General features: G+C 47.6%; 18 protein-coding genes. 8 read left to right on the top strand and 10 right to left on the bottom strand.

Annotated features, from left to right (window positions below):
• Nucleotides 1–341: 341 nt before the first annotated feature.
• The 5 genes from D0A37_RS05405 to D0A37_RS05385 form a co-directional block, all read right to left on the bottom strand.
• Entirely contained in the window at nucleotides 342–791 is a 450-nt protein-coding gene (locus D0A37_RS05405; protein ID WP_242722026.1) for a hypothetical protein, read from the bottom strand.
• Between the two features lie 80 nt (nucleotides 792–871).
• Nucleotides 872–2,074, bottom strand: coding sequence for an anhydro-N-acetylmuramic acid kinase (locus tag D0A37_RS05400; protein WP_242722023.1), 1,203 nt, complete (start codon nucleotides 2,072–2,074; stop codon nucleotides 872–874).
• A 53-nt stretch (nucleotides 2,075–2,127) separates the two neighbouring features.
• A complete protein-coding gene (locus D0A37_RS05395; protein ID WP_242722021.1) occupies nucleotides 2,128–2,859 on the bottom strand; it encodes a PP2C family protein-serine/threonine phosphatase in 732 nt (243 codons plus the stop codon).
• A 419-nt stretch (nucleotides 2,860–3,278) separates the two neighbouring features.
• Nucleotides 3,279–5,045: an ABC1 kinase family protein gene (locus tag D0A37_RS05390; protein WP_242722018.1), complete on the bottom strand. Its 1,767-nt coding sequence runs from the start codon at nucleotides 5,043–5,045 to the stop codon at nucleotides 3,279–3,281.
• A 111-nt stretch (nucleotides 5,046–5,156) separates the two neighbouring features.
• Complete coding sequence (locus tag D0A37_RS05385) at nucleotides 5,157–5,489, bottom strand: DUF6825 family protein (protein WP_190660406.1); 333 nt, start codon at nucleotides 5,487–5,489, stop codon at nucleotides 5,157–5,159.
• Between the two features lie 52 nt (nucleotides 5,490–5,541).
• On the opposite strand from D0A37_RS05385, the gene D0A37_RS05380 reads away from it, so the two are divergent.
• Nucleotides 5,542–5,727 (top strand): hypothetical protein, encoded by a 186-nt coding sequence (locus tag D0A37_RS05380; RefSeq protein WP_242722016.1) that lies wholly within the window; start codon nucleotides 5,542–5,544, stop codon nucleotides 5,725–5,727.
• A gap of 281 nt (nucleotides 5,728–6,008) precedes the next feature.
• On the opposite strand, the gene D0A37_RS05375 is transcribed toward D0A37_RS05380, so the two are convergent.
• Entirely contained in the window at nucleotides 6,009–7,580 is a 1,572-nt protein-coding gene (locus D0A37_RS05375) for a serine/threonine protein kinase (protein ID WP_242722014.1), read from the bottom strand.
• A 469-nt stretch (nucleotides 7,581–8,049) separates the two neighbouring features.
• A complete protein-coding gene (locus D0A37_RS05370) occupies nucleotides 8,050–8,244 on the bottom strand; it encodes a hypothetical protein (RefSeq protein ID WP_242722012.1) in 195 nt (64 codons plus the stop codon).
• A 585-nt stretch (nucleotides 8,245–8,829) separates the two neighbouring features.
• Between D0A37_RS05370 and D0A37_RS05365 the strand changes: the two genes are divergently transcribed.
• The 3 genes from D0A37_RS05365 to D0A37_RS05355 all read left to right on the top strand — a co-directional run bounded on the left by D0A37_RS05365 (nucleotide 8,830) and on the right by D0A37_RS05355 (nucleotide 13,050).
• Nucleotides 8,830–9,444 carry a hypothetical protein gene (locus tag D0A37_RS05365; protein ID WP_242722010.1) on the top strand — a complete coding sequence of 205 codons (615 nt, stop codon included), beginning with the start codon at nucleotides 8,830–8,832 and terminating at the stop codon, nucleotides 9,442–9,444.
• Between the two features lie 602 nt (nucleotides 9,445–10,046).
• Nucleotides 10,047–11,705 carry an ABC transporter substrate-binding protein gene (locus D0A37_RS05360; protein ID WP_242722008.1) on the top strand — a complete coding sequence of 553 codons (1,659 nt, stop codon included), beginning with the start codon at nucleotides 10,047–10,049 and terminating at the stop codon, nucleotides 11,703–11,705.
• A 334-nt stretch (nucleotides 11,706–12,039) separates the two neighbouring features.
• Entirely contained in the window at nucleotides 12,040–13,050 is a 1,011-nt protein-coding gene (locus D0A37_RS05355) for an ABC transporter permease (protein WP_242722006.1), read from the top strand.
• 11 nt (nucleotides 13,051–13,061) lie between these two features.
• Here D0A37_RS05355 and D0A37_RS05350 read toward each other — a convergent pair whose 3' ends face one another.
• Entirely contained in the window at nucleotides 13,062–13,472 is a 411-nt protein-coding gene (locus D0A37_RS05350) for a hypothetical protein (RefSeq protein WP_242722004.1), read from the bottom strand.
• 584 nt (nucleotides 13,473–14,056) lie between these two features.
• Here D0A37_RS05350 and D0A37_RS05345 point away from each other — a divergent pair.
• Nucleotides 14,057–15,925, top strand: coding sequence for an efflux RND transporter periplasmic adaptor subunit (locus tag D0A37_RS05345; protein ID WP_242722001.1), 1,869 nt, complete (start codon nucleotides 14,057–14,059; stop codon nucleotides 15,923–15,925).
• On the opposite strand, the gene D0A37_RS05340 is transcribed toward D0A37_RS05345, so the two are convergent.
• Entirely contained in the window at nucleotides 15,909–16,097 is a 189-nt protein-coding gene (locus D0A37_RS05340; protein ID WP_242721999.1) for a hypothetical protein, read from the bottom strand. The genes D0A37_RS05345 and D0A37_RS05340 overlap by 17 nt on opposite strands.
• A 102-nt stretch (nucleotides 16,098–16,199) precedes the next feature.
• On the opposite strand from D0A37_RS05340, the gene D0A37_RS05335 reads away from it, so the two are divergent.
• The 3 genes from D0A37_RS05335 (at nucleotide 16,200) to D0A37_RS05325 (ending at nucleotide 20,860) form a co-directional block, all read left to right on the top strand.
• Nucleotides 16,200–17,417, top strand: a complete 1,218-nt coding sequence (locus tag D0A37_RS05335) for an ABC transporter permease (RefSeq protein WP_242721997.1) — start codon at nucleotides 16,200–16,202, stop codon at nucleotides 17,415–17,417.
• A gap of 165 nt (nucleotides 17,418–17,582) precedes the next feature.
• On the top strand, nucleotides 17,583–18,803 hold the full coding sequence (locus tag D0A37_RS05330) for an ABC transporter permease (RefSeq protein WP_242721995.1): 1,221 nt from the start codon (nucleotides 17,583–17,585) through the stop codon (nucleotides 18,801–18,803).
• A gap of 326 nt (nucleotides 18,804–19,129) precedes the next feature.
• Nucleotides 19,130–20,860 (top strand): phosphatase PAP2 family protein, encoded by a 1,731-nt coding sequence (locus D0A37_RS05325; RefSeq protein ID WP_242721994.1) that lies wholly within the window; start codon nucleotides 19,130–19,132, stop codon nucleotides 20,858–20,860.
• Nucleotides 20,861–21,048: 188 nt separating this feature from the next.
• Here D0A37_RS05325 and D0A37_RS05320 read toward each other — a convergent pair whose 3' ends face one another.
• Nucleotides 21,049–24,030, bottom strand: coding sequence for a glycerol-3-phosphate acyltransferase (locus D0A37_RS05320; protein WP_242721992.1), 2,982 nt, complete (start codon nucleotides 24,028–24,030; stop codon nucleotides 21,049–21,051).
• Nucleotides 24,031–24,111: the final 81 nt, after the last annotated feature.

Genomic DNA, 24,111 nt, shown 5'->3' with positions numbered 1-24,111 from the left:
GTAGAAGGCCTCTGTACAGACTTGAGGAAAATTTGACAGTTTCTTTGTGGATTTCACTCTGTTTGGGGAGTCGAGCTAAGCAGTTTGTCGATCGACACCACAGGAGAGCGCAAAGATAATTTATCGCGCCTCGCCTCGAAAATTGGATAACTCTTGATAATAAGTGTTAATTTTTTAACGCATTAAAATTTTTAACAATTCAATATATTTGTCTTTAGTTGCAGCGGATGAGGTTTGACAGCAATGGCGCTAGTCGGACATCTGAGCGCGACCTCCGACTAGCAAAACCTTCAATTTTCACATCAAACCCTAGAACTCGCAAATGTGGACTCTAGAAAGAGTTATTCCCCCTGACGTTCGAGAGTCGCTTCCATTGTACTCGTCAAGTAATGACCAGACATGATGCCGCTAGATTGGTAGTAGCGGTTGTCATCAACCCGGTGAAGGGTATCAAAACCCGTCCGGCGCTGGCGTTCGTCTCCCAATACCCAATAACGCTGGACGATCGACTGCGGAGCAATCCAACCTTCGCCCTCGACGCGGGCGAGTTCGCTGTGTTGGAGTACAAAAGTATACTGCCGTTCATCGCTGTTGAGGTGTCCTCGGTACTGCAAAATAATCTCTTCGCGATCGCCTCCAGGAAATACAAGCTTTGTCACCATACTGAACCAATCTGTTCGGTTCCAGCTCACTAAAGTTTTGCCTTTAACCGTAATTGGCACGCCATTGCGCTCAATCCAGCTTCCTTCGAGCGTCCATTGGCCAGATTCCATTAAAAACGTGTGAGCCACAGTGCTGTTCCTATGCTTTTGCTGCTGGCTACAATGCTGGTGCAACAACGCACAGCCGTTGTCCCTCAGACTCTATGCTATCACGCCCAACTGTGCCAACAAGAGTTAATTTCCCCTAAAAGTACCGGTGCCCGGGCACCAGTAACTTGAGGTAGATTGCCGGGAATGCCCCGAACCCGCCATGCGGCTAAAACCGCGAAAGCGATCGCCTCTTTAAAATCTACATTCAAGCCTGCCTCAGAAGTAGTCAACACTTGCACTGGATGCAATTGAGATTGCAATCGGCGTTTTAAGTAGAGATTGTGGCTGCCGCCCCCGCATAGTAAAACTCGATCGGGCATAGCCGGTAAAAAAGTTTGGTAACTGTGAACGATCGAGGCAACAGTCAGTTCTGTCAGAGTAGCCAGCACGTCAGCAGGACTGAGGTTGTAACCTTGGGCTTCGACCAAACACCTGTCAAAATAGTCTACACCAAATAACTCTCGCCCCGTTGATTTCGGCGGTGCTTGGCGGAAGAACTCTGATGCGAGCCAATCCTCAACTAAAGCTTGACAGGGAGTGCCCGAGGCCGCCCAAGCTCCACCTTCATCGATCGTCTTAGTGCCACCTGAGAAGTGCTGTACTGCCAAATCTAACAGGGAATTCGCCGGGCCTGTATCCCAGCCCGATATGCCATCCCCAAGACTGAAAATCTCAGACTCGTCATTGTTTTCCCCTTTTCCTCTTGCCGGAAGATAGGTAACATTGCCAATTCCCCCCAGATTTTGGATGCAGAGGCTGATGTTGGGTTCCGCCAGCAGACAGGCATCAACTATTGACACTAAGGGTGCTCCTTGACCCCCAGCAGCAATGTCTGCCGAGCGAAAGTTACTCACCGTAGTAATTCCGGTCAATTCCGCAATTAGCGCACCCCGCCCGAGTTGCAAGCTGTAGCCCATTAACGCATCGGCGCTGTCTTTCGGGGCTTTCCCAGGAGGTCGGTGGTAGACGGTTTGACCGTGAGAGCCGATTAATTCGGCTTTATCATATTCTGCTTGAATTGTCAATGCCGCCGTGGCAAATTCTTGGGCGATGGCATCATCTAATTGGGCTAGTTCAGCCATTGACAAAGCTGAGCCACTGCAAACCGAGAGAATTTGCGATCGCAAATTAGCAGGATAAGGGAAAGTCTTGCCGACGACCAATTGCACTTTCAAGTCTGTTTGGGAACCGACAACATCCACCAAAGCAGCATCAATGCCATCCACCGACGTGCCGCTGATCAAACCGATAACGCGGGTCATTCAATTTTAGATTTTAGATTTTAGATTTTAGATTGTCCGGGGGGTTGGCCGATTTATTTGAGGTCGATCGTCACGATCACCACAGTAATATTATCGCGTCCACCTTTATCCTTAGCTGCTTGAATTAAAGCATTTGCAGCGCCCTCACCAGCGCGAATCGACTTCAGAGGCGAAGCAATCAAAGGATCGGAAAGTTCTTCAGTCAAGCCATCGCTGCAGAGCAGCAAGCGATCCCCTGGCTGCACCTCCACCGGCAAAATATCTATTTCCCGCAAATCATCGCGGCCCAAACACTGGGACAAAACGTGACGCCAAGGATGACTGCGAGCCTGGTCGGGAGTTAGGGCCTTTCTTTTCACAGCCTGAGCCACCCAAGTCTGGTCTTCAGTAATCTGCTCCAAGCGAGAGCCGTGTAGCCGATACAAGCGAGAGTCACCGATATTAGCGCACCAGGGTCTGCCCTCATCCCTAAACATTAGAACCACAGCCGTAGTACCCATATCGGCACGTTCGGGGTGGTCGAGCTGATCCGTCAAAATTGCTTGATTGGCAATTAAAAAAGCCTTTTCCAACAACAGCGGAGAATCCTCAGGCCCTTCCCAATGTTCGACCAAATAAGATTGAATCGCCTGAGTCGCAATCCGGCTGGCTTCTTGACCTCCGGCGTGTCCTCCCATTCCATCGGCCACTATGAAAAATCGCCCGTCAGAGTCTATGTAGTACGCATCCTGATTTACGGAACGAACTAGCCCTGTGTCTGTCTTACCTGCGAAAGAGCGTTTCATAGATTGGGTGATTGGACTCATCGAAGTTGAAAGCTTGATTTAATTGGGTGCGATGTTTTCTTCCAAAACTTAAATCCCGAACGGGAGTTGAAATTTCTGCACCCCGCGATCGCGAGTTTTGGAAAAATTGCACTACCTTGACCTCATATTGTAGATCGATATGATCGTAATCCCGTCTTAAAATTTCGGTAAATCCCGTAAATTAAGCAGCACCTGCAAAAAAAAAACAGGATTTATACCCAAAATCAGAGGTTTAGCTGGCGAGAAATCTAGGAAGCAACGGGGTTTTTAGCGTCAAAGCGTGTAAGTGCGGTAAATTTTAGCAATCAGTTGTCAGCCAGCCAAAACTTAACTTTCTCGGTTAAATTTTGGCTGGCGAGAAATCTCAAACCTGAAATTTCAAATCCTAAATTGCACCATTATGACATTCTGTCTAAACGATCGATCCGCTTGAACAAACGCAGCATAGCAAACCCTGCACCCGCCGCGAGCAAAGCCACAGCGACAGCCGGCCAGACTTGATTGCTGACAAACAAAATTGTTGCCGACAAAGTAAAAGCACTCATCAGCAAAGCATAATTCGTGCCCATTTGAGCGCTGCTCATGCGACGTAGCAACCGCTCTGTTTCGGCAGAACGGACGCGAATCCGCAAATCTCCCTGTTCGAGTTTGTCAATAGTCTCCTCAATCCGGCGGGGCAAACCCAAAGCACTCGAACTCACCTGAGCTGCCTGACGGCCGATTTCGTTAAAAATGCTGCTACTTGTATCATGGCCATTTCCATTAGTCATAAGCTGCATGGCAAAAGGTTGTGCCACCTCCATAAAGTTGAACTCGGGATCTAAGCCTCGGCCCACCCCTTCGATGGTGGAAAAAGCTCGCATTACAAAAGTAAAAGTAGCTGGGAAGCGAAAAGGTTGGTTGTAGGCGATATCGTAAAGGTCGTCGGTAATTGCGCTCACAGACTGATTTTCAAAAGGCTTGTCCATGAAATGGTCGAGCATATACTGGATGCTGCGGCGCACCGGACTCATATCACCCGTAGGCACCAAAGCTCCCAAATTGATCAGAGAATCCATAATCCGCTGTCCATCCTTGGAAGCAATGCCGTAGAGCGTCTCCATCAGTCCTTCGCGAACGTTCGACTGGATTTGCCCCATCATGCCAAAATCGTAGAAAATCAGACAACCGTCAGCACTAACAGCGATGTTGCCGGGGTGTGGGTCAGCGTGGAAAAAGCCGTCGTTGAGCAACTGCCGCAAATAAGCTTTGGCCCCCAACTGAGCGATTAATTTACGATCGATACCGGCCGCTTCCAAAGCTTCGTAGTGGCTGATTTTAATCCCCGGCAGGTATTCCAAAGTCAGCACTCGCGGAGCCGCATACCGCCAATAAACCCTCGGCACCCGCACCCAGTCACAGTTGCTAAAATTGCGGCGAAAAGTATCAGCATTGCGGCCTTCATGGAGATAGTCAATTTCCAGCCACAGAATGCGACAGCATTCCTCATAAATCCCCATCCAATCGCGGCCGCGACCCCACTTAGGATGGTTTTGAAAGTATCGGGCAATTCCCTTAAGAATTTGCAAATCGATCTCGAACAGCTTCCGCAGTCCCGGTCGCTGTACCTTGACCACCACTTCCGGGCCCGAATGCAGTTGAGCTTTGTGTACCTGACCCAGACTTGCAGCAGCCAGGGGTACTGGGTCAAAGCTGCGGTAGAGTTCTTGAACTGTCTTGCCCAAATCTTGTTCAACAATTACCTCTAACTGCTCGTAGCTGAAAGCAGGGACTTTATCTTGCAGCTTAGAAAGTTCCTCCACAAACTCTGCTGGGAACAAGTCGGCGCGGGTGGAAAATAACTGCCCAACTTTAATGAAAGTTGGTCCCAAATCCAAGAGTGTTTCTCGAACCCAGATAGCTTGAAAGCGGCGTCTGGCAACTTTCTTTTCTTCAGTCACGCCTCCCCAGTAGCTCCAGTTTTTGCTGTCGAGCCACAGGGAAGCCAGCCAGAGCAAGACAAAGGCCCAAATGTCGAAGAAGCGCCGCTTCCGGGAGTATTTTTCGCGATTCCAGCGATAAGCTTTACTTTTGTAGGATTTACTAGCAGTTTTTCGCTCATCGGTTTCGCCAGTGTGCTTGGGGGAGCGCTGGCGATTAACAGAGTCATCAAGGAGAGCAGACACTTGGGTTCCCAAATTGCTTATTTTATGTTTTTGCTTTGATTGAAAGTAGGAGCGCAGGAGCGCAAAGCAATGCGCTCACGTAGTAAATAATAGTTGTGGTCGAGTCGAGCGCTAGGGCAAACTGCTGCGGTAACGCTGCAATTCCGATCGCACCAGAGCCACTTCGGCGCGCAGCTCATCAATAGTCGCTTGCAAATCTGCCGGATGGATGTCTTGAATAGTCGTGGTGCTTGCAGTGCCAGTTCTGGTCTGCATCGCCTCATCCGAAGCTCGATTTGCTCGTTCCACAACTCGATCGGTGAACTGTCGCAGGCGTTCTCTTTGTTCTGCGTCAAATTTGCCGAGTTCAGAGAAAGCGTTGGTTGCCGCGCTTTCTAATTGCTCGTACAGTGCTTCGGCAAGTGCTCTGCCTACAAAAAAAGCATGAACTGGGGGTTTACTCATAAAAAATCTCTGTGCGCTTCCGCAACAAATTATAACTTGCTTATCCCCGATAGTGCTTGCTCCCAAAGGAAGGAAGTTTGGGGGAATTGACACTCCCACCCCTTTGTCGGGGATGAGATTGTTGAGAGTTAGAACAGTCTACCGCGCCACGGCTTACCCCAAAACCCTCGCTTACACTGGCTCAAATTCGAGGTTGGGGTTGCTTTGTACCAAAATGTTTGCAGCTTGGCAGTATTAATCCGCAACATCCCACCACCTCAGCGCCGCGCATATATTCTAACATAATTTAAATCAAAATAGAAAACCGTCCTGCATTTTTTTGCTGGGATTTGGATTGTAGAGGGAATAGGAAATATTCGATAAACTCAGACGGTGACAGTTGGGATTTTCAGATTCGACAGAAGTTTTTGGAAGATAGTCGTGGGCTAGGTAGGGCATTATTATCTCAACTACTGAGCGGATATTTGCTGACTCATAAAACCACCTATTTGTCCCTACTTTTAACCAACAAAAACCCTACTAATTTGTCACAGGTTCGGGAAAAGGCACCGGGGGAGCTGCCACAGGGGGTGGTGAATCAGGTGCGATCGAACTATCTGAATTGTTGCCACTGCTGCTGGGTATCGCAGGCTCAGGCGATGGCTCGATCGGCGATGCTATTACTGGCGGCGCGGATTCCGACGACGGCCAGGTTTCAGCGCTAGCACTCCCAGAGACAGGCGGTGCGGGTGCGGCGGGCGGTTCAGCAGGCAGGGGCGCAACTTCCGGTACTGGTGCGGCTTCTGATTGAGGCTCTGGCTCGATTTCGGTTGGAGGCTCTGGAATGGGGGACTCAGAAGGCTCCTCTGCCTGTTCGGGCGTGGGCTCTGGCTCAGGTTCCGCTTCGGCTTCTGGGGCGGGAGTTTCCTCGCTTGGAGACTCAGAAGGTTCGGCGCTAGTTTCTGAGGGATCGTCGATCTGTTCGGAAAGGTTGCTGTTTTCTAAGGGGGGTTTGGGACGCTTGTTGAGTTCGATCGGGTAGAGAGGGCTGCTTTCGACAGATGGCTGCCCGAACATCGGCCCTGACAAATCGCGGGATTTGAGCAAATCTTCGAGAGATGGGAAGGACTCAATTTGCGGTCGATTACTGAGAGTGGTGCTGTTGTAGTGCGATGCTAGGTCAAAACCCATCCAGCCTGCAATTGCAGCCGTTACCACAAACGCCACAAAAGTCAACTGTGGCGGGGGAGGTGCGGGCAATTTTAGACTTTGCTTGCCTTTTCTTTTTACTGATACTCGCTCTGTTTCTTGCAGCATGGTGAGCCAATTTTCCACTGTTTGAGGGCGGTTGTGGGGGTCGATTTCGAGTCCCTGAAGGATGGCTCGCTCGATTCCTGGGCTGAGGTTAGGCTGAAATCGCCGTAACTCAGTCAAGGGAATGCGATCGCGCAGGGGTGCTGCTACGGGCGCCACGCCGGAGAGTAAGTAGTAGAGGGTGGCTGCGATCGCGTAGATGTCAGTGGCCGGTGTACATTTACCGTCATAGAGGTATTGTTCGATCGGCGCGTACCCGGGGGAGAGCAAGTTTGTGTGGGTTTGTTTGGTGCCGGCGGTAAAGCCGCGGGCAATTCCGAAATCTATTAACATTACGACGTGAGAATCGGCTCGCCGGATAATATTTTCTGGCTTGATATCTCCGTGCAGCAATCCGCTGTGGTGAACTGTACTTACGGCTGAGGCTATCTGCCGAATATAGTGCAGGGCTTGGGCTTCTGGCAGCGGCTGATCGGTTTCGACTATTTGGGCGAGAGTTTGCCCCGGAATGTAGTCCATTGCGACAAAAGACTGTCCGGCTTCTTCAAAAAAGTCGATTACTCTGACTATGTTGGAATGCTGACACCGCGACAGGCGTTGGGCTTCGGCAATAAACTGCTGCTGAAATTGAGCAGATTCTGGGTGTTGGCGCAGACTTTCGTTGAGAGTTTTGAGTACGACGGTTTGGTTTAAATGAGTGTCGATAGCTCGGTAAGTGATGCCGAACCCTCCTATGCCTAAAGTCGCGTTAATTTTGTATTTGCCCTGTTGCAGGACTGTTGCTGGCGCTAAGTTCATCTTCAGTTGATGCCGTTTCCCAAACTATGCTACCGCCTTTGGGTTATTTCGCAGAGTTAAGGGTGAGGTTTGATCGATCGGCGCCCTCATTTCAGCTTTAGCTCTGCTATATCTTTAATCTTTGCATCCCCACGTCATTTTATCTGTAGTAGGTATTGTGAAACTTAACGCTCCGGCTTTCCAATAAAAATCCCGCTCTTGTGGAACGGGAAAGCCATCAGGGTGCATCTATAATATGTGACTCTAACTTATGGGGGGTGCAACCCCTCATTCCTTTAGCAAGTCTTTAAAATTAGCCGAATTTTGTAAAGAGTTAGGTTTTAATGTTGACTTATGATCAATCTTATGAACTTTAACATTGCCGGATGGCGATCTTGAGCTTGGGGAATTGACCCTCTCAGGTCTGAAGACTCGCTGGATTCTTAAATAGACGAGAATCTGACCTTCAAAGGCATTGTCGCAGATGCTTTTACCCGTGAGAGCGTGTTTCACCACCAGGTTTGTGTTCAAACTTACCAGAACACACCTGCACAAAGGCGATGCCGCGGTGTTTCGGGTTCATGTTTGCCTGAAGCTTGAACACAAACCCGGTGAATTCTGGGTTTGTGGGCAATACTTCACCTAAGCTGGTCTGGTAAGCTTCTGGCTTGGCCGCGTAGTCCATAAAGGATTGCCCACAAAAGTTCCACCCCAAAGTTATGCAAGGTTAACACAGCAGCCCTCCTCAAAGGTAAACCGAGTATCGGCGACCTTAATCCCAACTGGTAGGAGCCTAGTTGGTTATAGACTAGGGGAGAGAGCAATTCTTGCAATCTGGGTGCGATCACTTCAGTTGAGGCGAACTGCTACATTCCGATGGCGAATATGATCTGGATTTTATAGTACGTCGTTTTCCCATGTTGCTCCCAAAGTCACACCTTACAGACGAGATTACCTTTTTGACTCCGATGAAGTTCAGGCGAGCGGCATAAAATGACAGAGAGGCATCGTCTCGGGCTTAATCTTGAGACGGCAAATGGCTCAAACCTTGTAAATAAAAAGGCTGTAGCATTCTCCAGACATTGGTAGCTCATAGGCATCAATGCTTCAATCGCTGTTCGCGTTACACACCAAGGCCAGGAGGCAAGCTCAAGTTCCCCCGTTCGGAGAAGTTGAGCTTAAGTTGTCACCAATTGGGTCTTCCTGGTAACGAGAAGCGATCGATTAGCAATTAGCAGCAATTAGTAATTACTTATTCTTTGGTTTGAAAATGTCTGTTAAACAATCACATTACGAGACTTTACTAGCAGAGTACACCGAATCTTCGGCCGCGATCGCCCTGCTGAAAAAATATCGGGTTTACATGGAAATGATTCCGAGTATCCGCCGCGCCCATGATAGTTTAATCACAATTCCTTTGCCCATTGCCCGCTTGCGGGACGGGGTTTCTTATGCCGGAAGCAGCGGCACTAGCATATCGCCCGGACAGGCAGTTTGTTTGCCCTGCGATTTGGCGATTTTGATGTGTGATCCTGAATGGAAAGTTAAAATTGGTGTGGAAATTTTGATTTTCATTCATCGTCCGGGCGAAGAGTTTTCTGAGTTGCTCGGCCGCTGGCGGCAGTCTCAGGTTTGGCTGGATAAAGGTTACGAATGGGTGATGCCGCACCGCTACAGACATATTTACAGCGATGAAGCTGAGGCTGTTCATCCGCTATTTGTTTTGTTTGACGAAACGCCGGAACTGATTCAACGGGGTTTGATGGCGGCTGGTTTGCCGTTTGTGGTGGAAAGTTTCGAGTCTGGGATTGAGGAAGTAGAGGAGGAAGAGTTTCTCGGTAGCGCGGAACTCGGAAGTATCGGTGAAGAGAATTTTGATTTGTAGGGTAGGTGCGATCGCCTATAGCCATCCTATTGCTTGATGTAAAGTAGATTTTTTTCAACGAACCGCAGAGGGCGCGGAGGGCGCTGAGAAAGAGAAAAGAGACAAATATTGATGTTTGCGAATCCCGAATCTGGTTGTTATATGCAGAGGTTAAAAGATATTATTTTTGGTGGGGGAAAGGAATGTTTATGCTCCAGATGTAGAGCGTATTTCAAACAATCGAATTAATCGATCGCTTTGCCATTTTTGAGTCAATCGAGAACCCAGACAATCCCCCGACGTGGTGGAGAGATAATTTTAGAAGAAAGTTCAACTCTCAGATTCATCTGGGGAGTAAATCTAAAATCTCAAATATAATGATTCCTCTAGATAGACCGCAAACGTTGGCTTTTATGCTGGTTGCGTCGCCTAAAGTAAAGGTGTGGGTGGAAATTTCGCCCGGGAACATGATATCATCGCCATGTTCTATTTTGTTTATTAATTAGATTTAAAATTTTTAATATAAACTTAACTCAATGAACCGCAGAGAGCGCAAAGGCGGGAGAATGAGCCAATTATAAATTTATATGAGTACAATTTTTTATTAAACAGGAGTTATGGAAATGAGATTGTTAAAATCCTGGCGTTTAGTTTTATTAGGTCTAGTTTTTGGGATGGCTGTAATTTTATCAAATTGCGGCAGTCCTTCAAACACGGTTAGCAATAATTCTCCAACTCCGACAACTCCTGCTGCGGTTCCGGCTGGGGCTTTAGTTTACGGTGCGGGCGGGCCGCCGGTCAATTTGGAACCGGGAAATATTACTGATGGCAATTCGGTGGTTGTTATCGACCAAATTTACAATCGCTTGACTGATTTCAAACCGGGAACTGTGGAACTTGAACCGAGTCTGGCTACTGAATGGTCAAGTTCTAAAGATGGTAAAACTTGGACTTTTAAGTTGCGTTCCGGGGTAAAGTTTCACGACGGCACGGATTTTGATGCGGAAGCTGTTAAGTTTAATGTAGATCGCTGGTGGGATGCCAAAAATCCTAACGGTTTTCGAGAAGCAGGCAAGAATTATCCGATTTGGAAAGATTTTTTTGGCGGGTTTAAGGGAGAAAAAGATTCTTTAGTAAAAGATGTGGCAGTTGTTGATAAGTCTACAATTAAGTTTGTTTTGAATCGACCTTTTGCTGCTTTTCCGTCGGCGATAGGTTCCGCTTATTTCGGGATGGCGAGTCCGGCGGCGGTGAAAAAAGCGGGTGCTAAATACGGCACTCCGGGGTCGCTGGCGGTGGGTACGGGGCCTTTTGTGTTTCAAGAATGGCGATCGGGCGATCGCATTGTTTTGGAGAAAAATCCGAATTATTGGAAAACGGGTACGCCAAAAGTCAATCAATTGGTAATTCGTTTTGTTGATGATCCGGCGGCGAGACTGGCTCAGTTGCGAGCTGGACAAGTTGATTTTACTGTGGATTTAACCCCGGATCAATTAAAAGAAGTTCAGGGAGATCCTAATTTAGAAGCTGTTGTGCGACCTTCTTTTAATGTCGGTTATTTAGGGTTAAATCCGAGTTACGAACCTTTGTCAAAACCAGAAGTCAGGCGGGCGATCGCCCAAACAATTAACAAGCCAGCAATAGTCCAAGCTTTCTGGGGAGAACTCGGAAAACATGATTCGCAATTTCTCCCGCCTGCGCTGAATTGGGCGGCGTCTGATCAAGTTAAAGATTATGAATTTAACCCGCAGCAAGCTAAAGCAATGCTGGCGAAAGCCGGTTATCCGAACGGTTTTGATTTGGATTTGTGGTATATGCCCGTTAGCCGTCCCTATTTCCCCACGCCGAAGCCGATTGCTGAGGCTTTGGCGGCGGATTTGAGCGCGATCGGGATTCGGGTAAAATTGCTGACAAAGGATTGGTCTGCTTATTTAGCCGATCGGGTAAAACCTCCCGGATTTCAAGCTTTTATGATGGGTTGGATTGGAGATTACGGCGATCCAGACAATTTTTATTATCCTCACTTCGGGCCTGGTTCCACGGGGGATTTGGGAAATTGGAAAAATCCCAAAGTTCTGGAACTTTTGGATCGGGGGAGGGCGAGTGGCGATAAAGCAGCTAGGGCGAAAATTTATGCGGAAGTTAGTGAGATTTTGCATGGGGAAGCTGTGCGTTTGCCGATCGTACATTCGCAGCCCCTTTTAGGGAAACGCAAGAGTATTCAAGGTTGGATTCCGAGCCCTTTGGGTTCTGAGTCTTTTGAGGAAGTTAGTAAGCCTTGAAAAGGGCGGGTTTTACCTGCATATAATTATGTAGCTGCGGGTTTTTCCAACAATAGCAGCCTAAGATAGATAATTTCATAAACCCGCCCCCGCTCAACGGTAAATCGCTATTTACCTCTTTCAAAATACAAGGGACTGGTTTCACGAGAAATACATGAGATAATTTAGAGGATGAATAAATCCGCCCTCTTCTATTCATAGTTCCCAAATAAAGGGCGGGTTTATCTATATCCTTTGGCACTCAAATTTTTGCCGTAAAATCCGCCCGTATTAACCATATAATGATATGTAAAAACGCCGCAAAAATCGAGCCGATTGAATATTTATTAAAAATATGATTAATTATATTCTTAAACGTTTGCTGGGACTATTGCCAGTCCTTTTCGGAATCACTCTGCTAGTATTTATTTTTTTGCATTTGATACCGGGAGACCCAGCTACAGTGCTTTTGGGAGAACGGGGAACTCCCGAACAGGTGGAAATTTTGAAAGCGAGATTAGGTTTAAATCAGCCTTTACCTTTGCAATATTTGGCTTTTTTATGGAGTTTGCTGCGCTTTGATTTGGGAAATAGTATTATTAGCGGTATTCCGATAATTGATGAAATTAGAAGTCGCTGGCCTGCTACTTTTGAACTCTCTGTGGTGGCGATGTTGGTGGCACTTTTTATCGGAATTCCGGCGGGAATTTTGGCTGCTGTTCGGAAAAATAGCTGGCTGGACAATCTCGCGATGAGCGGTTCGTTAATTGGCGTATCTTTGCCAGTGTATTGGTTGGGATTGATGTTGATTTATTTGTTTGCTGTTTATTTGAAATGGCTGCCCCCTAGCGGGCGGATTAGTGTAGATTTGGGGTTGGGTTTTAAGTCGATTACGGGTGTTTATGTTTTGGATTCTTTGCTGAGGTGGGATTTGGTGGCTTTGCGGGATGCGATCGCCCATTTAATCCTGCCAGCTTTGACTTTAGGAACTATTCCTCTGGCGATTATAGCTCGCATCACTCGTTCTGCAATGCTGGAAGTTCTTTCTCAAGATTACATCCGCACTGCGAGGGCGAAGGGATTGCCGGAATATTGGGTGATTTTGAAACACGCTTTAAAAAATGCGTTTTTGCCGATCGTCACAACTATCGGTTTGCAGTTTGGCACTCTTTTAAGCGGCGCTATTCTGACGGAAACGATTTTCTCGTGGCCGGGAATTGGTTCTTGGATTTACACTGGTATTCTGACGCGGGATTACCCCATTGTCCAAGGCGGAGTAATTTTTGTGGCTGTAACTTTTGTACTGATTAATCTGGCGGTTGATCTTTCCTATGCTTTTTTCGATCCGAGAATTAAGTACCGTTAATTAAAAGGAAATTAGACACGAAATGCTTGTTTAACCTCCGGCTGCTGCAGGTAGTAAATGCTAGCTACGGCAAAACCCAGAGTTAAAAAATTGACTGCTGTACCGCCGCTGCCAAACATTTTGACGAGTTGCGCGAGGATGGCGATGATATGGACAATTAACGTTCCCGCCCAAGCCCAATTTTTTAGTTGAAACAAACCCCAAGTTAAGAGTAAGGAGAGGAAACCTAAAATAAAACTGAGTCCAGCAAAAATTGCAATGAAGCTGCCGATTACAGTGCCAACTTTCGCCCCGCCAACAGCGGCACCGAGACCGCCAAAAATGCCGGCAAAAAGTAAGATGAACAAGCCGTCAAGGAGGCTGAAGAAGCCGCTAATTAGCTGCAATATCGCCAGAACTGTAACGCTTTGAGGACGATTCATTATTTTGATTTTCCATTTTTAACGAATTTGAAAAATATTTTAACCTGTTGTGGACACCGGGCGGATATGTATTCAGGATTTAGGTACCGCTACCTGTGAAACTGAGTTTCTGCGCGGATTTTTCGCGGACAAACCTGTTATTTTTCCCAGAAACTGGGTTTATGAGAGTAAGCGTCTTAATATTGTGTCGGTATATTGTGTCGGTACGAGCTTAGCACTGGCCGATCCTGTTGCGATCGCGAACAGGAGTCCGCAATGACCTAGTGACGGTCGATCGCCCCCTGCCCACTCCGCCTTTGTTGCTGGTGAGAAGCGCGCTCCTAGATCCCAAAAACAATATTATCTGCTAAAATATATTTTTATTTGCCAGCAGCCGGTAGCGATTCTGTTTGGGTGCACCTCTTTGGGATGAAAAAACTTAACATTTATTAATAAATTGCAAAGATTAGCTATAATTGCTTATAGGTGCTGGTTGGGGAACTTTTTATAAATCACCCGATCGGATGAGTCTGATAGACGATGCCAAGCATCAGCAAAAATTTTACCTTTAAAGGTAATCCTGAGATTAAATTAGGTGAGTCGGTATGATCGTTAGCCCTAAAAAGGAAACTGCTCAGGTCAAGGTGGAAGATACTCAGACTGTAGACACCAAGGCCGCAGAGACTAAAATTGCAGATAACAAAACCGCCCAAAAGCAGTCTCCGAAGAAACCCGCGCGCAAACCGCAGCGGTGGGCGATTGGGTTGGTTGCAGCCGGGTTGCTAGCTGTACCGACCACCATATATATAGCAAAAAGTCGATCGCAGCCGAAAGTAGATGCGATCGCCAGTATGACAGTGCCGGTGGAAGCGCAAAACCTCACGGTGCGGATCACATCGAGCGGCACGGTGCAGCCCGTACAGCGCGTGAATCTCAGCCCCAAAGGATCCGGCCGGATCGCAGAATTATTTGTCGAACAGGGCGATAAAGTCGAAGCAGGACAGATTGTGGCCCGCATGGAAAGCCGCGATGTAGAAGCTCAACTAGCTCAAGCTAAAGCCCGCGAAGCCAGCGTCCGAGCAAAACTTGCCAAAATCGAAGCAGGAAATAGATCGGAAGACATCGCCAGCGCCCGAGCGCGCTTAGAGCAAGCCGAGGCCAGTCTCGCGCAAGTCCAAGCGGGCAGTCGCGTGGAAGAAGTTGCAGGAGCCAGAGCCCGCTTGCAGCAAACTCAAGCTGGCTTGCAGCGACTGCGAGCCGGCAGCCGCGTAGAAGAAGTCAGCCAAGCGCGAGCTCGTTTAGCCCAAGCTCAAGCTCGTTTAGCCGACGCTCAAACTGGTAGTGTCAAACAAGAAATTGCCCAAGCACAAACGCAAATTGATTCGAGTAAAGCCCAAGCCGAACTAACCGCTCAACGGGTGGAACGCAATCGACCGCTAGTGGAAGAAGGTGCTCTGGCTAAAGATAAACTCGATGAATTAATTAAAGAAAATCGCACGGCCCAAGCTAGATTAATAGAATCCCAAAGACGCCTCCAACAACTGCAAGAAAGTCGGGAGTCGCAAATTCAGCAACTGCAAGCTGCTGTGCAAGTCGAGCAGCAAGCATTGAAGCAGTTACAAAACGGCACGCGATCCGAAGAAATTGCCCAAGCCGAAGCAGAAGTTGCCGAAGCAAAAAGCAAATTAGCGCAAGTAGAAAACGGCAACCGTCCAGAAGAAATCGCCAAAGCCGAAGCAGCAGTTGCTGAAGCAAAAAGCCAATTGGCCGCACAAGAAAACGGTTCTCGCCCGGAAGAAATAGCTCAAGCTCAAGCTGAATTAGAGGAAGCTCAAGCTCAAGTCCGCTTTCAAGAAGTGCAGTTAGAAGATACGAAAGTTCGCGCTCCTTTTGCTGGAGTTATTACCCAAAGATATGCCATCCAAGGAGCTTTTGTAACTCCCGCAACTTCGGCATCGGAAGCTACTTCGGCAACTTCGACATCGATTGTCGCTTTGGCTAGAGATGTGGAAGTTTTAGCGAAAGTCCCGGAGGCTGATATCAGTCAAATTAAACCGGGCCAAGAAGTTGAAATAGTCGCCGATGCTTATCCAGATAAAGTGTTTAAAGGCCGCGTTAAATTAATTGCGCCGGAAGCTGTTAAGGAACGGGATGTGACGCTATTTCAAGTGCGAGTTGCCATTGATACGGGCAAAGACTCGCTGCAATCGGGGATGAATGTAGATTTGAGATTTGTCGGTCAAAAGTTGAGCAATGCTTTAGTTGTGCCGACGGTGGCAATTGTGACTAATAAAGGTCAAACGGGTGTGCTAGTTCCCGATGAGAAACAGCAGCCGAAGTTTAAGCCTGTTACGGTTGGATCGACTATTGGCAACAAGATTCAGATTTTAGAGGGTGCCGCAGCCGGCGATCGCGTTTTTACCGAACTTCCTCAAGGTAAAAAATTAGAGGATATTATCAAGAATCAAAAGTAGGGAATTGGGCATGGGAGGAAGAGCCTAATAACTCACATTTTGCACCATTCTTAAGAACAGGCAAGATGCCTGTTCCACAAAGAGTGAATTTGATTCTTAAGAACAGGCAAGATGCCTGTTCCACAAAGAGTGAATTCCACAAAGAGTGAATTTGATTCTTAAGAACAGGCAAGATGCCTGTTCCACAAAGAGTGAATTTGATTGTGGGGTGGGCATCCTGCCCGCCCTCCAATAACCAAAATCGAATCCAAAATCCCAAATCTAAAATCGAATTATGGATATTGTTGAAAGCGTCAAAATGGCCGTCACAACTTTGATGGCAAACAAGCTTCGCAGCACCTTGACGATGTTAGGAATTATCATCGGTAATGCTTCTGTCATTTCGATGATCGGGATCGGGGAAGGAGCTCAAACATTTATCGAGGGACAAGTTAACTCTCTGGGTTCAAACTTGCTATTTATTATTCCCGGAAGTCCTGAAGCCCAAAGCCGGCCGGTGGTTCCGCCACAGACTTTAGTAGTGGAAGATGCAGAGGCGATCGCATCTCAAGTTGCTTCTGTCCAAGAAGTCGCACCAACTCTCAATGACAGTCAACTCGTTACCTACCGCAACAAAAATGTCTCATCTTCCATTGTCGGAACTACCCCAGAATTTCTGACAGTCAGAAGCTTTGATGTTGGTCAAGGTCGTTTTTTAAGCAAATTAGATTTAGAAAGACAAGAAAATGTGGTTGCTTTAGGATCGGAAGCAGCCGAACAATTATTTGGCAATACACAGCCAGTTGGTCAATACATTCGTATCAAAAACTCCACATTTCAAGTGATTGGAGTCATGCAGGCAAAAGGTTCCACCTTTGGCGACAATCAAGATATGAACGTTTATTTGCCCCTGACAACAATGGCCAATCGAATTGTTGGTCGCTCGTCTCCCTACGGTACAAAAGTAACATTTATTTCGGTTGCGATCAAAGATGAAACTATGATGCAAGCGGCCCAATTTCAAATAGAAAATCTGCTCAGATTGCGTCATAAAATCACTAAAGAAGATGATTTTACGGTCAGAAATCAGAAAGATTTAATGAAAACTTTGGGCAACATTACTGGTGGTTTGACCTTGATGTTGGCTTTCGTGGCGGCAATTTCGCTGTTCGTCGGCGGCATCGGGATTATGAATATCATGCTGGTTTCTGTTACCGAACGCACGAAGGAAATTGGGCTGAGAAAGGCGATCGGAGCTTCTCCGCAAGATATCTTAATTCAGTTTATGATCGAGTCTGTGATTTTGTCGGCGGCAGGCGGGGCGATCGGCACTGGATTCGGTATCGGCGGCGTGCTTTTAGTAGCTGCTTTTACTCCCCTGCAAGCTAGTGTTTCCCCAGTGGCGATCGCACTTGCCGTCGGTGTTTCCGGCAGCATCGGCTTATTTTTCGGCATCGTACCTGCAAAACAAGCTGCTAAATTAGACCCGATTGTGGCATTGAGAAGTGCTTAATTAGTTTGTTGACGGTTGACTGTTGACTGTTGACTGTAGTAATTCATTATTAAGTGTGTCATGGTTTGCTGTGCGTCGCAATCCCAATACCCTGGGATTTTGACGCACAGCAAACTATGGCATTGGCCTGTTTTTCTTCTTCCTTCTTGTTCATTTAAAGAAAATATGAATTTTATTGAAAGCGTCAAAATGGCAGGTCAAACACTGCTAGCAAACAAAACTCGCAGCAGTTTAACCATGATCGGGATGATTGTCGGCAATGCCTCAGTAATTGCAATGATTGGAATTGGACAAGGAGCTCAAAAATTTGTAGCAGGACAAGTTCAATCCCTGGGTACAAACGTATTAACCGTGACGCCGGGACTACCCAATGCGAGGCGAAGTTCGATCGCAAATGCGCCTCAAACACTGATAGTAGAAGATGCTAATGCGATCGCAACTCAAGTCCCCTCCGTTCAAGGCGTGTCACCAGAACTCAACAGTTCGGAAATTGTTCGCTACAGCAACAAAAATGTCTCATCTCTAATTTTTGGCACGATTCCAGAATTTCTAGAAGTTAGAAGCTTTGAAATGGCAAAAGGGCGGTTTTTGACCGAACTAGATGTTAAGCAAAGTAACCAAGTTGTGGTTCTCGGTTCCGAATTAGCGGAGAAACTTTTTGGCAATACAAATCCCTTGGGTGAACAAGTGCGGATCAAAAATGTCAGCGTCAAAGTAATTGGAGTATTGGCGCCCAAAGGCACATCTTTTGGTACGAATTACGATAACTCGGCGGTTGTACCGATCGCCACAATGGCCAATCGCATAGTCGGGCGCAAATCTCCCTACGGTTTGGCTGTCACGTCGATATTTATTTCAATTAAAGATGAATCGCAAATGGATGCGGCGCAATTTCAGGTGGAAAACCTGCTGAGATTGCGGCACAAAATTACCAGCGAAGATGATTTTACTGTCAGAAATCAGAAAGATTTAATGGCAAGAATGGGGGCAATTTCCGGCACTTTGACTCTGATGTTAACTGCCGTTGCCAGCATTTCCCTATTAGTCGGCGGCATTGGGATTATGAACATTATGCTTGTGTCTGTTAGCGAACGCACTCAGGAAATTGGGCTCAGAAAGGCGATCGGCGCATCCCAACAAGATATCTTGTTTCAATTTATTGTAGAAGCTGTAATTTTGTCGGCTGCCGGAGGGATAGTCGGTACTTGCGTAGGTGTGGGCGGTATCTTGCTTGTAGGTAATTTCACGCCCTTGCAAGCTGGTATTTCGCCCGTGGCGATCGCCCTTGCTGTCAGTGTATCCGGTGCAGTTGGCCTCTTCTTCGGCGTTGTTCCCGCCCGCCAGGCCGCCAAACTAGACCCAATCACAGCCTTGAGAAGTGCTTAATCAATATATACTTACTCAGTTACACAATCCGCACCTTTTATGAAGATAAAAATTAGATGGCTATACATTAAAAAAAATGTTTTTTTGTAAAATTTTAACTAAGTTGCAGTATGGGAGGCAGTTTTAAGGACTGTATTTTTACGCACATTCAGATCGCAAAACTTCATAAAAACCCCATTAAATATTAAAGATTCAATAAAGCGGCGTGGTGGTGTTTACATCTCCGCCAGAAAGTTTAATAATATTAAACTAGGGGTAAACACACTTAAGCATCTATAGAGTTTACGAAACCTTTGCGATTTAATCAAAATATCCCATAAATAAACATGGCATCCCTGACCCCCAGTTCTAACTTTGACTATCTCCAAGGAACCACCGAACCAGACAGATTTAACGCCTTGGATGGCAACGACATCATTTATGCCAACAGCGGAGACGACTATCTCGAAGGCGATGTCGGCAAAGACAAAATCTGCGGCGACCAAGGCAACGATACGATTGTTGGCGGTGGGGACGATGACATCCTCTGGGGAGGCAAAGGCTTCGACCTAATTGGTGGCGATTCCGGCAACGACATCATCTACGCGGGCGCAGGTAGCGATACCATGAGCGGCGGCACAGGCGATGATATATTTGCCATTGCTAAAGGCAGCGGTGGCCCAACTGTAGCTACAGCCGACTACATCGCCGACTTCGGCAACGGCAATGACCAAATTCGATTGCTAAACGGCCTCACCTTTGAAGATTTAAACATCCAGCAAGGCACAGGTGCCAACAGCAACAGCACCGTAATTCAAGACAAACTCACGGGCGAGTATTTAGCAGTCTTGCAAGGAGTCAACAGCAACACAATCAACCGTGACCAATTCACAAATCAGCTATCGGCAAACCCTGTCATCGAGTGGAACGGAGTCATGCTGAATGCAGTGCGGACAGGCAACACCGCGCCTCCCCTCGCTTCCCGCAACATGGCAATGGTTCACGCAGCCATTTACGATGCTGTTAACTCCATCAGCAAAAAATACACCCCTTACCTCGTGGAAATAGACCCACCCGCAGGTACATCAGCAGAAGCAGCCACCGCCGCAGCCGCCCACCGCGTCTTAGTCAACCTCTACCCAGCGCAAGCAGCCACATTTGACGAAGCATACGCATCGTCTCTAGCTAAAATTACCGACGGCCAAGCCAAACAAGACGGGGTTGCCCTCGGACAGCAAGTTGCCGACCAAATTATCAGTTCGCGGAGTACAGACGGCATCACGAATGTAGTGGAGTACACCCCCTCAACCAATCTTGGCAGTTGGGTGCCGACTCCCCCCGCCCTTGCCGCCGCGCTGGCGCCAGGGTGGGCACAAGTTACTCCCTTTGCGATGACTAGCGGTTCCCAGTTCCGCCCCGAGGGCCCCCCCGACCTCGACAGCGCCAAGTACGCAGAGGAATTGAACTACGTCAAAGAAATCGGCAAAAGTGACAGTCTTACCCGCACCCCAGACCAAACAATCATCGCTAAATTCTGGGCCAACGGCGCTGGGACGTTTACGCCTCCGGGCCACTGGAACCAAATCGCCGAAGAAACAGCGACTCTAACTGGTCAATCCTTAGAAGATAGCGCCCGCTTGTTCGCCCTGCTGAATATTGCTCTGGCCGATGCAGCTATTAGCTGCTGGGATGCCAAGTACCAGTACAATTTATGGCGGCCGGTGACAGCTATCCGTCAAGCTGATACGGACAATAACCCCGACACGACAGCCGACCCCCTGTGGACTCCACTGGTAACTACTCCGCCGTTCCCTGAGTACACGTCGGGCCACAGTACCTTTAGCGGTGCAGCCGATGTCGTTATGAGTTCTGTATTTGGTTCGGATTACGGCTTTGCAGATCGGGGAGACAGGAGTATCAACACTTTGCGAACCTATGGAAACTTCAAAGAAGCCGCTGATGAATCGGGCATGAGTCGCATTTACGGAGGCATTCATTTCATGAGTGCTAACGTAGATGGTTTGAGTGCGGGTAGAAATGTGGGGAACCATGTTCTCCAGAATTTCTTAAAGGCTTAGGAAAGTCGGGGCGGGTTTAGGAGATTATTGGTTTGAGCTTACATCTTTCACCATTTTCAAGAACGGGCAAGATGGCCGTTCCACAAAACTCAATTTTATTGTGGAATGGGTCGGAGAGCCCGTTCCGCAAGATGCCTGTTCCACAAGAAATCAACTCTTTGTGGAACAGGCATCTTGCCTGTTGCTAATTATTCCAACAATTCTACAGTGCCGAGATACCCGTCTACTCGGACTTTTTGACCGTCTCGCAAGCGAGTTGTGGCTTCAGCAATATTCATGACTGCGGGAATTTTGTACTCGCGAGCGATAATTGCTCCGTGAGATAGTTGGCCGCCAACTTCGGCGATAATTGCTGTTGCTCCTAATAGCAGCGGTGCCCAACCTGCATCGGTGTAAGGAACTACTGCGATCGCATTTTCTCCTAAATCAGTGCTCGCTGTGCGGCAAATCTTGACAAAGCCTTCGACACGGCCGATACTTGCCGGAATTCCCTGCATGATATTAGTTGCGGATGTTGCAAGTTCGATCGCCCTTGTCTGAGAATTTGGCAGCAAATTGCCGTAGACTACAGCGGGAATCGGACGATCGCGATCGGCTACCAGGCGATCGCGCCTTTCCCTAATTGTATCCTTAAACGAAACACTCGCACCGCTACGAATCCACTGCTGAATTTCCCCAAATTCCAGATAAAAAATATCCCCGCTTTCCTGAAACACCTGCATTGCCAATCCACCCGCTTCAATATCCAAAAAAGTCCAGCGTAAATGAGCCAACAACCGCGCGTAAATTTCGCTAATTTCGTTTTTGACGATCGCTCTTTCCTGACATTTATCTAATCGCCACTTCTGCCCAAAACTCAAGCCTAATTTCCGCTTTTCGCCTAAATTAGTTTCGGCTTTTTGAGCCATACTTATTAGCAGTTTTTGGTAAACTTCCGGTTGTTCTCGCCAAGTAGGAACAGCGATATCCGTTCCCACTTCGCTCAAATATCCGTAAATATCAAGCCACTTTTCAAAATCTGCTTGTAAAGCCGGAGTTTCCGCAAATGTCTGGGCTAAATGTGCGACTGAAACAGTTTCGTCAGACTGCGAAACAGCAGCTTGCCGCAATTTCTGAGCCAACTGCTGCAAAGCTCGCACAGAAGCAATTTCAGGAGCGCTGTCATTGTCCAGCCAGTCATCCTCAATGCGAAAAATTGCCTTGCGAATAGCCAGCCCGATCGGCCCTAATATATTGTAGTAAGTAATCGGTTTCAGCCACTCCTGAATTTGCTCGGCTTTCTCCAACAATTCCGACAAATATTGATAAGTGGGCATTGGGCCTGGGGCATTGGGCATTAATATTTCTTCGCTCGAACCTCTTCCTTCTTCCTTCTTCCCTCTTCCTTCTTCCTTCTCCAGACTTTGCAGTGCCGGGAGGAAAATAGAAGTACGATCGCCCTTAAATTCTGCATTCAGCGCCCTCTCCCGCTGCACCAGACGCCACAAACCAGGCAAAGAAGGCAAAATCTTCCCCAAAGGTGGCTTGCCCATTTTTTGCCCTCTCAGCAAAAATTCCAAACCCTGCTCCGGCAATCCCATCATCCGAAAGATTTCGCCCAACAAAGTCGCATTAAAATAGGCGTGAGATCCCAGCAAAGTTGCCGTTTCATTAAAGTTTAAGCCACTGGCGCGATCGCCCAAAACCACCTTAAAAATCTCTCCCCAAACCCCGCAAGTCAGCGGCCGATTAATCGACCAAGTTAGGGGACGAATTGCACCGGGAATCACCTCGGATGCAATAGTTCGTGTCCAGAATGGCTGCAAATTAGTAATCGGGCGACTTTGCAAAATCCAGACTTTTTCGCCATCCCAACTCCATTCAATATCCTGCGGAATTCCGTGAAAAAATGCTTCAATTCCTTGCCCTTGTTTCACCAATTCTGCTAAAATGGGTTGAGAAATAATTGAATTTTTTTGGATTTCAGTTAAATTTTTTTCTAAGGATTCAGGTGTACTAAAATCAATTTCTAAATGAACCGGAGTAGATTGTCCGCCGACAACAGCTTCGGCGCCTCCCGGTAAAGCTTCTATAATTACCTGGGAACCGCCATCTAAAGGATTGCGACTAAACATGACTCCCGCAAACTCGCTGTCAATGTAAGGCTGAATTAATACAGCCATTTGCGTGTCTGGCAGTTGTCGCTGTCGGCGGTAAGCCACAGCTTCGGCAGTCCAATAAGACTGGCGACAGCGATTAATTGCATCGAGCAATTCTGCTTCAGTGAAAACAGGGCCAATAGTTTGATATTGTCCGGCGGCGGAACTAAGATCCCCGTCTTCTCCTGCAGCAGAAGAACGCACAATCATTGGATTTTGGATTTTGGATTTTAGATTTTGGATTACAGAATTACTGATTAACAGTCGATCGGCATTTTCCTCATCCCCTCTTCCCTCTTCCTTCTTCCCTCTTCCTTCTTCCTTCGATGGCAATATAAAGCCAGCAGGCACGTTAAAACCTGCGCGTTTTAGTTGAGACAATTTAGCAGCTTTATCGCCGCAGATTGCAACATCTAAGGAGTCATCAAGAGAAAACAATTGCTCTGATTTAGATAAAGCCATATCATCACCCTGACTGAAATTAATTGCTGCTAACAACAAAGCTAATCCTGTTGCTGCTAAAAATTCCGGCATTGATTGTCGCCACACCCAAACCCAAATTGGCGTGCACAGACATCCGCAACGGGAAGCAAATAGTCTCGCCCGATCGCCCTCACCCCACCACCGCTGTGCCAAACCCCACACCAGCAGCCCCCAAATGCCCGATGAAACAGCCACTGGCGGCGAAAATACCAAAAGACCCCAAACAGCGTTTGTCACCCCTCCACCTCGGGCGATCGCATATCTGCCCGCAACTAGCGGAATTAACAGGGCGATCGCGATCGCAGGTGCATCCGGGAAGCAAAATCGCCCTGCCAAAACCGGTACAATACCCCTGGCAATTTCCGCCAACACCGCCGCAATTCCCGCTAATTTCCCCCCGTGAATGAAAGCTGCCGACACGCCAACATTTCCCGTGCCCAGCGCCCTCAAATCTCGGCGGCTAAACACTCGCACCGCCCATCCCGTTAGCGGTAGAGCACCCAGGGTGAAACTAGCAGCCAACAGCAATGCTATTGTCGGCAACGGCATAAAATCAGCTCTCCTATTTTCAACCTCTCAACATTATGACGGCAATTCTGTCAATTTTTCTGTCTTCCGATATATCAACCA

It is taken from the genome of Microcoleus vaginatus HSN003, assembly GCF_022701255.1.
Taxonomy (GTDB): domain Bacteria; phylum Cyanobacteriota; class Cyanobacteriia; order Cyanobacteriales; family Microcoleaceae; genus Microcoleus; species Microcoleus vaginatus_B.
This window is presented reverse-complemented; position numbering and strand designations above follow the sequence as displayed.

What these genes read in the sequence shown, in the direction of transcription:
- D0A37_RS05345 (WP_242722001.1), top strand. Translation starts at nt 14,057, where the DNA reads ATGATCGTTAGCCCTAAAAAGGAAACTGCTCAGGTCAAGGTGGAAGAT.
- D0A37_RS05335 (WP_242721997.1), top strand. Translation starts at nt 16,200, where the DNA reads ATGGATATTGTTGAAAGCGTCAAAATGGCCGTCACAACTTTGATGGCA.
- D0A37_RS05365 (WP_242722010.1), top strand. Translation starts at nt 8,830, where the DNA reads ATGTCTGTTAAACAATCACATTACGAGACTTTACTAGCAGAGTACACC.
- D0A37_RS05375 (WP_242722014.1), bottom strand. Translation starts at nt 7,580, where the DNA reads ATGAACTTAGCGCCAGCAACAGTCCTGCAACAGGGCAAATACAAAATT.
- D0A37_RS05395 (WP_242722021.1), bottom strand. Translation starts at nt 2,859, where the DNA reads ATGAAACGCTCTTTCGCAGGTAAGACAGACACAGGGCTAGTTCGTTCC.
- D0A37_RS05400 (WP_242722023.1), bottom strand. Translation starts at nt 2,074, where the DNA reads ATGACCCGCGTTATCGGTTTGATCAGCGGCACGTCGGTGGATGGCATT.
- D0A37_RS05325 (WP_242721994.1), top strand. Translation starts at nt 19,130, where the DNA reads ATGGCATCCCTGACCCCCAGTTCTAACTTTGACTATCTCCAAGGAACC.
- D0A37_RS05320 (WP_242721992.1), bottom strand. Translation starts at nt 24,030, where the DNA reads ATGCCGTTGCCGACAATAGCATTGCTGTTGGCTGCTAGTTTCACCCTG.
- D0A37_RS05370 (WP_242722012.1), bottom strand. Translation starts at nt 8,244, where the DNA reads ATGGACTACGCGGCCAAGCCAGAAGCTTACCAGACCAGCTTAGGTGAA.
- D0A37_RS05385 (WP_190660406.1), bottom strand. Translation starts at nt 5,489, where the DNA reads ATGAGTAAACCCCCAGTTCATGCTTTTTTTGTAGGCAGAGCACTTGCC.
- D0A37_RS05360 (WP_242722008.1), top strand. Translation starts at nt 10,047, where the DNA reads ATGAGATTGTTAAAATCCTGGCGTTTAGTTTTATTAGGTCTAGTTTTT.
- D0A37_RS05355 (WP_242722006.1), top strand. Translation starts at nt 12,040, where the DNA reads ATGATTAATTATATTCTTAAACGTTTGCTGGGACTATTGCCAGTCCTT.
- D0A37_RS05350 (WP_242722004.1), bottom strand. Translation starts at nt 13,472, where the DNA reads ATGAATCGTCCTCAAAGCGTTACAGTTCTGGCGATATTGCAGCTAATT.
- D0A37_RS05330 (WP_242721995.1), top strand. Translation starts at nt 17,583, where the DNA reads ATGAATTTTATTGAAAGCGTCAAAATGGCAGGTCAAACACTGCTAGCA.